This is a genomic window from Microbispora triticiradicis (assembly GCF_005864065.1).
In the GTDB taxonomy this organism is placed as follows: domain Bacteria; phylum Actinomycetota; class Actinomycetes; order Streptosporangiales; family Streptosporangiaceae; genus Microbispora; species Microbispora triticiradicis.
In genome coordinates this window covers 17,064-30,495 of the sequence record NZ_VANP01000011.1, presented here as the reverse complement: position 1 = coordinate 30,495, position 13,432 = coordinate 17,064, and the positions used below count along the sequence as shown (strand labels likewise).

Annotated in this window: 9 protein-coding genes; 3 read left to right on the top strand and 6 right to left on the bottom strand. The window is 72.4% G+C overall.

The window, feature by feature from the left end:
• Positions 1-193 precede the first annotated feature (193 nt).
• Positions 194-2,122: a serine/threonine-protein kinase gene (locus FED44_RS25540; RefSeq protein WP_138462316.1), complete on the top strand. Its 1,929-nt coding sequence runs from the start codon at positions 194-196 to the stop codon at positions 2,120-2,122.
• A gap of 92 nt (positions 2,123-2,214) precedes the next feature.
• The gene (locus tag FED44_RS36605) at positions 2,215-3,888 is read left to right on the top strand and encodes a serine/threonine-protein kinase (protein ID WP_208759167.1); all 1,674 of its coding nucleotides are present in this window, start codon (positions 2,215-2,217) and stop codon (positions 3,886-3,888) included.
• A gap of 14 nt (positions 3,889-3,902) precedes the next feature.
• On the opposite strand, the gene FED44_RS25530 is transcribed toward FED44_RS36605, so the two are convergent.
• From FED44_RS25530 to FED44_RS25520, 3 genes are read right to left on the bottom strand one after another with little or no spacing between them, the layout of a single operon-like run.
• Positions 3,903-4,832 carry an RluA family pseudouridine synthase gene (locus tag FED44_RS25530; protein ID WP_117410369.1) on the bottom strand — a complete coding sequence of 310 codons (930 nt, stop codon included), beginning with the start codon at positions 4,830-4,832 and terminating at the stop codon, positions 3,903-3,905.
• Positions 4,825-5,523, bottom strand: a complete 699-nt coding sequence (lspA, locus tag FED44_RS25525) for a signal peptidase II (protein ID WP_244302260.1) — start codon at positions 5,521-5,523, stop codon at positions 4,825-4,827. The genes FED44_RS25530 and lspA overlap by 8 nt, the downstream gene beginning before the upstream one ends.
• Positions 5,496-5,891: a TraR/DksA family transcriptional regulator gene (locus FED44_RS25520; RefSeq protein WP_138462314.1), complete on the bottom strand. Its 396-nt coding sequence runs from the start codon at positions 5,889-5,891 to the stop codon at positions 5,496-5,498. The genes lspA and FED44_RS25520 overlap by 28 nt, the downstream gene beginning before the upstream one ends.
• 652 nt (positions 5,892-6,543) lie before the next feature.
• Here FED44_RS25520 and ileS point away from each other — a divergent pair.
• The gene (gene ileS / locus FED44_RS25515) at positions 6,544-9,717 is read left to right on the top strand and encodes an isoleucine--tRNA ligase (protein ID WP_138462313.1); all 3,174 of its coding nucleotides are present in this window, start codon (positions 6,544-6,546) and stop codon (positions 9,715-9,717) included.
• Positions 9,718-9,789: 72 nt separating this feature from the next.
• On the opposite strand, the gene FED44_RS25510 is transcribed toward ileS, so the two are convergent.
• The 3 genes from FED44_RS25510 to FED44_RS25500 are packed head-to-tail and all read right to left on the bottom strand — an operon-like array spanning position 9,790 to position 13,399.
• Complete coding sequence (locus FED44_RS25510) at positions 9,790-12,150, bottom strand: hypothetical protein (RefSeq protein WP_138462312.1); 2,361 nt, start codon at positions 12,148-12,150, stop codon at positions 9,790-9,792.
• 45 nt (positions 12,151-12,195) lie between these two features.
• Positions 12,196-13,059 carry a DivIVA domain-containing protein gene (locus FED44_RS25505; protein ID WP_117410375.1) on the bottom strand — a complete coding sequence of 288 codons (864 nt, stop codon included), beginning with the start codon at positions 13,057-13,059 and terminating at the stop codon, positions 12,196-12,198.
• Positions 13,060-13,108: 49 nt separating this feature from the next.
• Positions 13,109-13,399: a YggT family protein gene (locus FED44_RS25500; protein ID WP_117410376.1), complete on the bottom strand. Its 291-nt coding sequence runs from the start codon at positions 13,397-13,399 to the stop codon at positions 13,109-13,111.
• Positions 13,400-13,432: the final 33 nt, after the last annotated feature.

Sequence of the window (13,432 nt, the reverse complement as noted above, 5' to 3'; positions counted from 1 at the left end):
CGCCTTTTATAACGCGCCATAACGACTGAGCATCGGGTTCGCGCGCCGGAGCGCGGGTGACGGTTGCGAGCCGTGCGCGCGTCCTCGTCCCTGTCCGGTCTTCCGAAGTGCCCGCCGTCGCCGGGATTTTCGGCACGGCGGACGCCCGGGCGCCCGCCTGTGGGACCATTCAGGGGGTTTCGAGGAGGGGCGGGTGGACGAAGAGCGTCGGGTGGCGGGCAGATATCGCCTGCTCGAACCGATCGGCCGCGGGGGCATGGGCGTCGTCTGGCGTGCCCATGACGACCTGCTCGACCGTACGGTGGCCGTGAAAGAGGTGCTCTACCATCCCACCTCGGAAGAGGACCGGGACACGTTCAACCGGCGGACGATCCGCGAGGCGCGGGCGGCGGGCCGCATCGACCATCCCAACGTCGTCGTCGTCCACGACGTCATCGAGGAGGACGGCCGGCCCTGGATCGTGATGCAACTCGTCCAGTCGCGCTCCCTCGGCCAGGCGCTGCGCGACCAGGGCCCGCTCCCGCCCGGCCGGGTGGCCGCCATCGGCCTGCAGGTCCTCGACGCGCTGTGCACCGCGCACGCCGCCGGAGTGCTGCACCGGGACGTGAAGCCGGAGAACGTGCTGCTCAGCGGGGAGACCCGGGTCGTGCTCACCGACTTCGGCATCGCGACCATGCCGGAGGAGACCGCGCTGACCATGACCGGCGGCATCACCGGCACTCCCGCGTTCCTGCCGCCCGAGCGGCTCAACGGCTATCCCGCGACCCCCGAGTCCGACCTGTGGTCCCTCGGCGCGACGCTGTACGCCGCGGTGGAGGGCAGGACGCCGTTCGACCGCAACTCGGCGGTGGCCACGATGGCGGCCGTGCTGCACGACGATCCCGCGCCGCCCCTGCGGGCGGGGGCCCTCACGCCCGTGCTCGAAGGCCTGCTGCGCAAGGACCCGGCCCACCGCATCTCCCCGGCCGAGACCGCCGCCCTGCTCAACGCCGCCATCGCGGCCGGCCCGGGACCGGCGGCCGCCGCGCCCCCGCCCGGCTCCTGGCAGCCGAACCCGTCCGGGCCGCAGCAGCCGCCGAGCGGTTCCTGGCAGCCGGCGCCCTCCGGATCGCCGCCGCCCGGTGGCGGTCACTGGCAGACGAGCCCACCCCCGCCGGGACAGCCGTCCGGCGCGCACTGGCAGCAGACGCCGCCGGGGGCCCAGCCGTACGGCGGCTCCTGGCAGAGCGTGCCGCCGGGTCCGGGGCAGCCCGGCCCCGGCGCGTACGGCGCGGCCGCAACACACCCCCCGCACTCCCTCCCCCCTGCTCCGGGACAGTCCGGCGCGCGGCGCGGCCCGGCAGGCAAAGTGGCCCTGCTGGTCCTGCTCCCGGTGCTGATCGTGGGCGTCGTGGTGGGCGGGTGGTACGGCTACAAGACGCTCGTCGCGGGGCAGGTCGGCCGGGACTCCGCGTCGGCCTCCGAGAACGGCACCGGCAACGACACCGGCACCACTGGGGACTCCACAGGGGACTCCACAGGGGACTCCACGGGCGACTCCACGTCGGACGGCACCGGCGAGCCGAGTCCCTACACCGGGCCGACCTCCGGACCTCCGTCGCCCGAGCAGTCCGAGGAGCAGTCCGAGGAGCCGTCAGAGGAGCCGTCCAAAGAGCCGTCTTCGCGGCCGGCCACCACGCTGCCCGCCGGCTGGCGGACCCACCGCGACCCGCTGGGCTTCACGATCGGCCTGCCCTCCGGCTGGACCCCGTACGGCAGGGAGGCCACGCGGGTGCGCTTCCACGCCCCGAACGGCCGGGACTACCTGCAGGTGGACCTGACCCCCTGGGAGACCGACGACCCGGTCAGGGCCGTGCGCACGGTCGAGGAGGCCTCGACCGAGAAGGGATACCTGCGCGGCTACGAACGCATCGGCATCACACCGGGCACCTACCTGGGCGTTCCCTCCGCCGACTGGGAGTTCACCCACACGGTCAGCAGCGGGAAGGTGCGGGTGCTCGACCGCGCCTTCCGGCTCGCCGACGGCCGGTGCGTCGCCCTCTACTGGCAGGTGAGCGACGCCCGCTGGACTTCCGGGTTGTCATACTTCAAGGCCTTCGCCCGCACCTTCCAGCCCGGATGACGATCCAGCCGACGCGTACATGCCAGAAGCCTTTTGTCCCAGAAAGGTAACGATGTCGCATGCGTTCCCCCAACCGGGGTAGCGCGACAACCATGGCTGATGCGCAGACCTCCGAACGTGTCGTGGCAGGACGCTATCGCCTGATCGAGCCGCTGGGGCGGGGCGGCATGGGCACCGTGTGGCGCGCGGTCGACCAGGTGCTCGAACGCGAGGTCGCCGTCAAGGAACTGCACCAGTCCGCCGAGATGACCGGGACGGAACGGGACGTCTTCACGATCCGGACCTTCCGGGAGGCCAGGGCGGCCGGACGGATCAGCCATCCGAACGTGGCGGCGGTGTACGACGCCTTCGAAGAGGGCGGCTACCCCTGGATCGTGCTGGAACTGGTGCCGTCCCGGACGCTGGGATCGGTCATCCGCGACGAGGGACCGCTCCCGCCGCGCCGGGTGGCGGAGATCGGCGCGCAGGTGCTGGCCGGGCTGCGGGTCGCGCACGCCAACGGGGTGCTGCACCGGGACGTCAAGCCTGACAACGTCCTGCTCGCCGAGGACGGCCGGGTCGTGCTGACCGACTTCGGCATCGCGGCGATGGAGGACGACTCCCCCGTCACCCGCACCGGCATGCTCGTGGGGACACCGGCGTTCATCGCCCCCGAACGGGCGGCGGGACGGCAGGCGCAGCGGGCGTCCGATCTGTGGTCCCTCGGGGTGACGTTGTTCCTGGCGGTGGAGGGGCACTCGCCGTTCAACCGGGGTCACGCGCTCGCGACGCTGGCCGCGGTGATGTACGAGGAGTCCGGCCCCATGCACCGGGCCGGGCCGCTGGCCCCGGTCATCGCGGGGCTCCTGGTCAAGGACCCCGATGTCAGGATGACGGCCGACCTGGCGATGCAGCACCTGCACGCGGTGGCCACCGGGCGGGTGGCCGACCCGGTGGTGCCGCGTCCCCGGCAGCCGCCGCGTCTCGCCCGGTTCGTGCCGCTGTTCCACCAGGGCGAGGCGACCGCTCCGGCTCTCGTTCCCCTGTCCGGGCCCACGCCCCTGCCCGCGTCCGTACCGGCATCCGTGCCCGCGCCGGACGCCGGGCGCACTCCCACCCCCGCGCCGGTCACCGCGCCGGCTCCGGCGGGCCCGCGCCGCAGGCCCTGGGCGGTGGCGGTCGGAACGGGCGCGCTCGTCGCCCTGGTCGGCGTCGCCGCGGGCGCGGCGGCGTTCGCGACCGCCCGGACCGCGGCCGACCCCCGGGGGACCGCCGTCGTCAGCGTGCCCACCGTGACCGTCTTCGCGACCAAGACCGCCAAGGCCGTGCCCGACAAGGCCAGGGTCCTGGAGGCCGCCGACGGCGCCGGAAGCGGCGCCTCCGGCCGTACGGCGGCCAGGCCGGTCGCGAACTCCAGGGCCGGATCCTACGGCGGCGACGGGCGGCGGGCGCAGGAGAGCCGCGCCAGGAGTACGGAGAGGTCCGCGCCCAAGGCGAAGAACCAGGCGGAGCCCGGCGGTAAGGCCAAGGCCCCAAAAGGCAAGCCCGCCGCGGCGGGTCCCGGCACGCAGAAGCCCGCCAAGGGCCAGAACTCCGGCGCGGCCCAGTCGCCCACCGGCAAGGGAAACCAGGGCAAGGGAAACTCGGGAAAGTCGGGAAAGTCGGGAAACCAGGGCACGGGCAACCAGGGAAAGGGAAAGGGCACCGGTGACCCGGCCGGGGCGGGCGACGCCACCGGAGACTTCCCGGACGGCTACACCCAGCCGGAGATCGACTGGAACGCCTGAGCGACGCGGGCCGCTCAGCCCTCGTCGCCGAGGATCTCCAGCGCGCGGCCCAGGTCGTCGGGGTAGTCGCTGGTGAACGTCATCCACTCCCCCGTCGCCGGGTGCTCGAACGACAGCGAGACCGCGTGCAGCCACTGCCGCCGCACGCCCAGGCGGGCGGCCAGCGTGGGATCGGCGCCGTAGAGCAGGTCGCCGACGCACGGATGCCTGAGCGCGGCCATGTGGACCCGGATCTGGTGGGTCCGGCCGGTCTCCAGCTTGATGTCGAGCAGCGACGCCGCCCGGAACGCCTCGATCGTGTCGTAGTGCGTGACCGAGTCCTTGCCGCCGGCCACCACCGCGAAGCGTCCGTCACCTGAGGGGTGCCGGTCGATGGGGGCGTCCACCGTGCCCCGCAGCGGGTCCATGTGCCCCTGGACGAGCGCGTGGTAGCGCTTGTCGACCGTGCGTTCCTTGAAGGCCCGCTTGAGGTGCGTGTAGGCCCGCTCGCTCTTGGCGACGACCATGACGCCGGTGGTGTTGGCGTCCAGCCGGTGGACGATGCCCTGCCGCTCGGCCGCGCCGCTGGTGGAGACGCGATGGCCGCCGCCGAGCAGTCCGCCGATCACGGTCGGGCCGGTCCAGCCGACCGTGGGGTGCGCCGCCACCCCGATCGGCTTGCTCACCACGACGACGTCGTCGTCCTCGTACAGGATCGTCATGCCGGGGACGGGCTCGGCCACGGGCATCGGGGCGGCGGGCGGCGGCGGGATCGTGACGTCCAGCCAGGCGCCGGCGTGGACGCGGTCGGACTTCGCCGGGACCGCGCCGTCGACCAGCACCTCCCCGGCGGCGATCAACTCGGCCGCGCGGGTGCGGGAGAAGCCGAACAACCGGGCCAGGGCCGCGTCGAGACGCTCGCCCTCCAGCCCGTCGGGAACGGGCAGACTGCGGCGGTCACCCATCGGCCCGCTCCCTCGACCGGTCCCCCGCCTGCTCCCGGGTCTGCTCCCGGGTCTGCTCAGGGACCTCGCCCCGGGTCTCCGCACGGCTCTCGTTGCCGGCCGGTTCCGCCGCCTGCTCCGCGCCGGAACCGGAGGTCTCCTCCTCCGTCTGGCGGGTGCCGTCGATCTGGTAGCCGCGCCAGGCCAGGAACACCGCGAGCACGCCGCCGCAGACGATCGCGGAGTCCGCGACGTTGAACACCGGGAACCGGGTGACGGGGAACGCCTGGATGAAGTCGACCACGTGCCCCTGGAACGGCGCCGGCGACCGGAAGATCCGGTCGGTCAGGTTGCCGACGGCCCCGCCGAGCAGCAGCCCGAGCGTGATCGCCCAGGGCAGGCTGCGCAGCTGCCGGGCCGTACGGACGATCGCGACGACGACGGTCAGCGCGATCACCGTGAACACGATCGTCATGCCGGTGCCGATGCTGAAGGCGGCACCGGCGTTGCGGATCACGGTCAGGACGAGCGCGCCGGGAACGACGGTCAGGGGCTCCTCGTGCTCCAGGAACTTCACCACGAGGAACTTGCTGACCTGGTCGAGCGCGTAGATCACCGTGGCCACGACGACGAGGAGGGCGATCCTCCGCGCCCGGTTGCCGGGCCTCGCCCAGCCGGCGCCGCTCAGCGGCGCTCCTCCCGCTGCTTGCACGCTACGCACAGCGTCGCCCTCGGGAACGCCCGCAGGCGCTCCTTGCCGATCGGCTTGTGGCACGATTCGCACTCTCCGTATGTCCCTGCGTCGACGCGGGCGATCGCCCGCTCGTTCTGCGCGAGCAGGTCGCGCGCATTCAGGGTAAGGGCGATCTCGCGCTCACGCTCATAGGTCTTGGCGCCGGCGTCGGCCGGATCGTCCCCCGCGCCCTGGCTCACGTCCCCCGAGGCGAGCTGCTCCTCCGCCCTGGCGATGTCGGCGCGCAGCTCCCCGATCTCGTGCCGCAGCCGCTCGCAGACACCGGCGAGCTCCTCGTCGGACCAGACGTCGTCACTGATGGCGGTTCTCGCCGTGCGGGTCGTCATTGCGTGCCTCCCCTTCGCACAGGAGCACTTCGGCCAGGTCCGGGAAGCATAGGTCGCCGATAACGAATCGGCAACGGGCTCGCCGAGGCTTTTACCCCATCCGTACCAGGATGGCGCGTTCGGCCAGCTCCTCCCCGTCGCCCCATTTTTGATCCACTTTGCCGCGGCTGGTACGGCGGCCCGGCTCCCGCCGCCGGGCACCCCATGAGGACTCCGCCGGAGACCAGGGCGCGCACCCCTCACAACACTCGGGGTGTCCACGTATGTTCCTCCCACGTATTCCCGCCCCGGGCCGGATCTCACCCGGGTGTCGCCCGCCGTCGCCGGGGCGCCGTCCGGATATCGGGAAGCCCCCGCGGCCGGTCCGCGTTATCCTCGTAGTCTGCAAGGCGTTGATGGGGACGAGTACCTCCGCATCCGCCCGCTCAGCGACCCGGGGACGGTGTGAGCCCGGGGCGGGCCGCGGTGGGAAGATCACCCCGGAGCCGCCGGAAGAAAGGCCATCGGCCCAGTAGAACCGGCAGCGGCAGTGAAACGAGAGGGCGTCCGGCAGCGGGCGTCAAGAAGGGTGGTACCGCGGAGCCGTCCCCGGCTTCGTCCCTTCACGCGTGAACCAGCTCTGTCAGCCACCGCGTGGAGGTCACACCCGACGATGTCTTCCCACTACTTCCGCTCACTTCCCGCGCAGGTCGACCTGCCGGCCCTCGAACGAGAGGTCCTCGAACGCTGGCGGGACGGGAAGATCTTCGAGCGTTCGCTGGAACAGAACGCCGCCGGACCTTCCTGGGTGTTCTACGAGGGCCCGCCCACCGCCAACGGCATGCCGGGCGTCCACCACGTCGAGGCCCGGGTCTTCAAGGACGTCTTCCCCCGCTACAAGTCGATGCGCGGCTACCACGTGCCCCGCAAGGCCGGTTGGGACTGCCACGGCCTGCCCGTCGAGGTCGCCGTGGAGAAGGAACTCGGCCTGTCCGGCAAGCCGGAGATCGAGGCGTACGGCATCGCCGAGTTCAACGAACGCTGCCGCGAGTCGGTGCTGCGGCACGTGGACGCGTTCGAGGAGATGACCGAGCGGATGGGCTACTGGGTCGACATGTCCCAGGCCTACCGCACCATGGACCCCCAGTACGTCGAGGCCGTGTGGTGGTCGCTCAAGGTCGTCTGGGACAAGAACCTGCTGTTCCGCGACCACCGGATCACGCCCTACTGCCCCCGCTGCGGCACGGGCCTGTCCGACCACGAGCTCGGCCAGCCCGGCGGCTACGAGACCGTCTCCAGCCCGTCGGTGTACGTCCGGATGCCCGTCGTCTCCGGTCCTTTGGCCGACCTGGGCGCCACTCTGCTGATCTGGACCACCACCCCCTGGACCCTGGTGTCCAACACCGCCGTCGCCGTGCACCCCGACGTGACGTACGTCGCGGCCCGGCGCGGTGACGAGGTACTCGTGGTGGCCGAGCCGCTGCTTCGGCGGGTCCTCGGAGAGGACGCCGAGGTGCTGGCCAGCTATCAGGGCTCGGAGCTGGAGCACACCGCCTACCGGCGGCCCTTCGACCTGGTGGACATCGAGAACGCCCACTACGTCGTGCTCGGCACGTACGTCACGGTCGAGGACGGCACCGGCCTGGTCCACCAGGCGCCCGCCTTCGGCGCCGACGACATGGCCGTCTGCAAGCGGTACGGCCTGCCGGTCGTCAACCCGATCGGCCCCGACGGGCGCTTCGCGCCGGACGTGCCGTTCGTGGGCGGGCTGTTCTTCAAGGACGCCGACGAGCCGCTGACGGAGAACCTGCGCGAGCGCGGCCTGCTGTTCCGCGGCGAGCACTTCGAGCACAGCTACCCGCACTGCTGGCGCTGCCACACCCCGCTGCTCTACTACGCGCTCCCCTCCTGGTACATCAGGACCACCGCGGTCAAGGACCGGCTCCTCGCCGAGAACGAGGGCACGAACTGGTTCCCCGAGACGATCAAGCACGGCCGGTACGGCGAGTGGCTCCGCAACAACGTCGACTGGGCGCTGTCGCGGTCCCGCTACTGGGGCACGCCGCTGCCGCTGTGGGTCTGCTCGCAGGACGAGGACCACGTCACGTGCGTCGGCTCGCTGAAGGAGCTGGGCGAGCTGGCGGGCCGCGACCTCACCGCCCTCGACCCGCACCGCCCGTTCGTCGACGACGTGTCCTTCCCCTGCCCGACGTGTCAGGCGGAGGCGCGCCGGGTGCCGGACGTGATCGACGTCTGGTACGACTCGGGCGCCATGCCATTCGCCCAGTGGGGCGCCCCGCTGGTCAACGAGGACGTCTTCGAGAAGTCCTACCCGGGTCAGTTCATCTGCGAGGCGATCGACCAGACCCGCGGCTGGTTCTACTCGATGATGGCCGTCGGCACGCTGGTCTTCGGCCGCTCGTCGTACGAGAACGTGCTGTGCCTCGGGCTGATCCTCGCCGAGGACGGCCGCAAGATGAGCAAGCATCTCGGCAACGTGCTGCGGCCGATGCCGCTGATGGACCAGCACGGCGCCGACTCCCTGCGCTGGTACATGGCCACCTCCGGCTCCCCCTGGGCGCCCCGGCGGATCGGCCACGCCGCGCTGGAGGAGATCGTCCGCAAGGTCCTGCTGACCTACTGGAACACCGCGTCGTTCTTCACCCTCTACGCCAACGCCGAGTCGTGGTCGCCCGCCCGGGTGGCCGAGGCGCCGGCGTACGCCGACCGGCCGCTGATCGACCGGTGGGCGCTGGCGGAGCTGCACCGTACGGTGACCGAGGTCACCGCCTCGCTGGAGGAGTTCGACACGGCCCGCGCCGGGCGGCGGCTCACCGAGTTCCTGGACGACCTGTCCAACTGGTACGTCCGCCGCTCGCGCCGCCGCTTCTGGACGGGCGAGGCCGCGGCCTTCGCGACGCTGTACGAGTGCCTGGAGACGGTCACCCGGCTCATGGCCCCGCTCGTGCCGTTCCTCACGGACTACCTGTGGGACGCGCTGCGCGGCCCGGACGCCCCGGCCTCGGTGCACCTGGCGTCCTGGCCGGAGGCGAACACGGCGCTGCTCGACCCCGAGCTGTCGGAGCGGATGGCGCTGGTGCGCCGGCTCGTGGAGCTGGGCCGGTCGGCCCGTGCCTCCTCCTCGGTCAAGACCCGACAGCCGCTCGGGCGGGCACTGGTCGGGGCCCCGGGCTGGGCCGCGCTCCCCGGCGAGCTGCGCGACCTGATCGCCGACGAGCTGAACGTCCAGCGGCTGGAGGACCTGTCCGGCTTCTCCGCCGACCTGGTGACGTTCACGGTCAAGCCGAACTTCCGCAGCCTCGGCAAGCGGTTCGGCTCGCAGACCAAGCTCGTGGCCTCCGCCGTGTCGGCGGCCGAACCGGCGGAGCTGGCCCGTGCGCTGCGCTCGGGCGGATCGGCCGTGGTCGAGGCCGGAGAGCTGGGCACGGTGGAGCTCGGCCCGGACGACGTGATCGTCACCGAGCAGCCCCGGACGGGCTGGGCCGTGGAGACCGGAGCGATCGACACCGGCACCGGCGAGACCGTGGCGCTCGACCTGACGATCACCGACGAGCTGCGCCGGGCGGGCCTGGTGCGCGACGTGATCCGGCTCGTCCAGGAGGCCCGCAAGTCCACCGGCCTGTCCATCACCGACCGCATCGACCTGTGGTGGTCGGCGGACGGCGAGCTCGCCGGAGCGCTGCGCGAGAGCGGGGCGGCCGTCGCCGAGGAGGTGCTGGCGGCGAGCATGACCGAGATCACCGCGGACGGGGACGGTCCGGACGAGGACCTGCCGGCCCACGAGGACGCCGACCTCGGCCTGTCCTTCCGCCTGCGCAGGGCCTGACAAGCGGCGCCTTCACGACAGACGGCGAGGGGCCGGTCGGACTCACCCGACCGGCCCCATCGTCCGCGAGGATCAGCCGCCTTGGCAGACGGAACAGGGGGTGAGGCCGGACGACTCGGCCTCGGCTCGCGTCATGGTCTCCACGCCGCTGTCGTCCATCCCGCTGACCAGGGGGCATTCGGCGCTGTGGAAGCGCCGCGTGCCGACCATCACCCGCACCCGAGCGTCCCCGGCCTCGTCCCCGTTCGGGCCCGCGGACGGCTTTGCCGGGCGACCGGCACCATCGGCGTCGTCGTCGGCGCTGTCGGCACCGTCAGCACTGCTGGCACGGTCGGTTCTGCCGGCACGGTCGGCCCGCTCACCTGCCGTGCCCTTTTCTGCCGCGCCACTGCTCTTGCCCGCACCGCCACGTGTGTCACGGGTGCCCGTGCCGCCGTCGGCCGCTGCCGAGGTGGCACCCGCGTCGCTGTCGGGCGCGGCGTCCGTCAAATTCGAGGTGGTGGGACCGGCGGAGGCCTCGAACCCGGCGCGCCCGGATTCGGTGGTCTCCGCCGGCTCCACCGGCTTCTTGCCCGGTGCCTTGGTCGCGCCCGGCTTGGCTGCCTTGGCCGCGCCCGGCTGGGCGGAAGGGGAGGAAGCGCTCTCTCCCGGGTCCTCGCCTCCGGCGGCACCGGCCGGGGCCGGGTCCCAGGGCCGCACCCTTCCTGGTCTGAACCAGTCGTGTTCCGCCGTGTCGGTGATCGACTCGTCCGTCTCGTCGTCGGCCCGGCCGGGTTCGTCCCCGGTGCCGGACGGCGACCAGGACCGTGCGGACCAGGACGACACCGAAGACACCGAAGACACCGAAGACGCCGACGACCCGGACGACGACGCGGACACTCCGGACGACCCGGACGTGGATGATCCCGGCGACGGGGTACCGGAGGCCGGGCTCCCGGCGCCGGACGGCTTCGTCACGCTCCGGCCGAACCAGTCCACCGGCGTGTGGCCGTCGCTCTCGTCCTCGGTCACGCCTGACGACGTCCCAGGCTTTCCTTCGCGCTTCTCGTCCCGCTCCTCCGCCCCTGCCGTCGAACCGGACGCGGACGACCCGGACGCGGACGATGAGCTGGTCGAAGAACCGGTGCCAGACGAAGCGGAACCGGACTTCCCAGTACCAGAAGACGCAGCCACAGAAGACGCAGTGCCAGAAGACCCGGTGCCGGAAGACGCAGCCCCAGAAGACACGCCGCCGGAGGACGCGCTGCCGGATGCCGTGATGCCGGAGGAGACGGCGCTGGATGTCGCAGCCCCGGATGTCGCAGCCTGGGAAGCCGTGGTGCCGGACGGGCGGGCGGGCCCGGACGGGCGTGATCCCTGCACGCCGGTCTCGGGGAGCCCGGAAACGGGCGGCTTGGGGTCGGCTGCTGCGGAACGGGGAGACTCCGGGCCGGTGGCGGCGGAGGCCCCTGCGGGGCGGCGGGTCGTCTGGGGTCCGGCTTCGCCGCGCGGAACGCCGGCGCTGATCGTGGCGTCGCCGGCCGCGCTGTCACCGGCGGTGTCGCTGCTGGGGGCGTCGGCGCGGAGAGCAGTGTCACGGGCCGCACTGCCACCAGCCGCCGCACTACGGGGGGCGTCGGCGCGGAGAGCCGTGTCACCGGGCGCGCTGTCACCGGGGGGTGTCTCACCCCGGGCCGGGCTCTCGTCGGCGGCTTCGCCGGAGGCTGCGTCACCGGGGCCTGTGTCACCGAGAGCGGCGTCGCCGGGAGCCGTGTCGCCGCCGGTGGCGCTGTCGCCGGGTGCGGGCTCCTCGGGCTCCGCCGTACGGGCGAAGGTCTCGGGGAGGCAGGTGGTGCAGGGGGTGAAGCCCTCCTCGCGGGCCTCCTCGTAGGTCAGCTCCTCGGTCTCGCGCCCCACGAGCTGGCGGCAGGTGGCCAGGTGGAAGCGTCTGCGCCCCGGGATCACCAGGACGATCGCGTCGGGGGCGAGGCCGCGGCCCGCGGTGGCCGGCGTCCGGGAGACCGGCACCGTCCGCTGGGAGGGCTGCGGCGGGAAGGGCTGCGCGGGGAAGGCCTGGGAGGGAAAGGGCTGTGCAGGAAAAGACTGGGGCGGCACAGCCCCGTGATGCGTGACCGGCGGTGCCGCCACCATGGGCGTCGCCACCGGGTGCGCCGGTGCCCCTGCGAGGGTCCCGCCGTACGCCCCGCTCATCGCGCCGACCGGCGCGAGCTGGGGCGTGGTCGAACCCTGGGGGGTGGGAGCGGTCCCCTCGGCGGCACGCCCGCCGGACGGGAACAGCTCGTGGCGCCTCAGCAGTGCCCCGATCAGCAGACAGACCGCCGACAGCACGCTGACGACGATCGACCACATCACTAGGGGGGGCGTCCCCAGCACGACGCCCGCGATGAGCAGGACGATGGCGGCGAGGACCAGTGCGGCACTGATGAGGATCACGGGGGTTCTCCGAGCTACCGGGTCCCTTTGAGGACCCGCCACTGCTTACCGGCGGTCGTTGTGGGGGCCGTCGGGACCGGGGAAGGCGCCGGAGTGCTGGGGAGGCTCCTGGGCGAACGGGTTGGGCGCGCCTGTCACCTGCTGCGGACCCGGCGCGGCGGCGTGGGCCATGGCCGGACCGCCACCGAGGATCGGGAAGGGGCCGCTGCCCTCGGCGGAGACGTTCAGCTTGTTGAGCTGGTCCTCCAGGAACAGCTTCAGGCGGCTGCGGTACTCGCGCTCGATGATCCGCAGGTCCTCCACCTTGCGCTCGATCTCGTCGCGGGTCTGCACCAGCGTGCCCATGGCCTGGCGGTGCCGCTCCTGGGCGTCGCGCTCCAGGGTCTCGGCCCGGGCGCGGGCGTCGCCGATGATCTGCTCGGCCTGACGGCGGGCCTTGCCGAGGATGTCGTCGGCCTCACGCCGCGCGCGGGTCACCGTCTCGTCCGCCTCGCGGCGGGCGTCGGCGATCGCCTGGTCGGCCGTCTGCTGCGCGAGGGCGAGCACGCGGGCCGCGGTGTCCATGTTGTCCTCGGCGGGCGGCAGGCCCATGCCGACGGGCACCGGCTCGGGGCGCGCCGGCTCCGGAGGCTTGATCGGCTCCGGCTGGGGGGCCATCATCTCGGGCTTGGGCTCGGCCACCGGAGCGGACGCCATCTGCATGGAGCCCGGCATGCCCATGCCGCCGGGGACCTTGCCCCTGAGGCACTCGGCCAGCTTCGCGCGGAGTTCCTCGTTCTCCTGGATGAGACGGTCAAGCTCGGCCTCGACCTCGTCGAGGAACGCGTCGACCTCCTCCTCGTCGTACCCCGGCCTCAGCCGGGTGGTACTGAACTGCTTGTTCCGCACATCAGCGGGCGTCAACGGCATTTGGGTCTCCTTGGCGCGCTTGGAGTCTGTCCGGTAGAGCGTTACCCGATCAACGTGGAAGCGCGTTCACGACTTGGATCAAGACCAAAACCACAATGAACAGCACTGTGAAGCTCAGGTCAAAGGCCACCGTACCCAACCTGAGGGGCGGAATGAAACGGCGGAGGAACTTGAGGGGTGGGTCGGTCGCCGTATAGGTGACCTCAGCCAGCACCAGGACGACCCCCGTGGGCCGCCAGGAGCGGGCGAACGCCTGCACCGTATCTATGATCATTCTGCCGATCAGCAGAACCAGGTAGAGGGTCAGGGCGATGACCAAGATCTCGCTAATGATCCCCACGGTCGAGCCCCGCCTCCCCTCTGTTCCGCCGCC

Coding starts and splice junctions, on each gene's coding strand:
- ileS (WP_138462313.1), top strand. CDS start 6,544: ATGTCTTCCCACTACTTCCGCTCACTTCCCGCGCAGGTCGACCTGCCG.
- FED44_RS25520 (WP_138462314.1), bottom strand. CDS start 5,891: ATGACGACCCGCACGGCGAGAACCGCCATCAGTGACGACGTCTGGTCC.
- FED44_RS25505 (WP_117410375.1), bottom strand. CDS start 13,059: ATGCCGTTGACGCCCGCTGATGTGCGGAACAAGCAGTTCAGTACCACC.
- FED44_RS25530 (WP_117410369.1), bottom strand. CDS start 4,832: ATGGGTGACCGCCGCAGTCTGCCCGTTCCCGACGGGCTGGAGGGCGAG.
- FED44_RS36605 (WP_208759167.1), top strand. CDS start 2,215: ATGGCTGATGCGCAGACCTCCGAACGTGTCGTGGCAGGACGCTATCGC.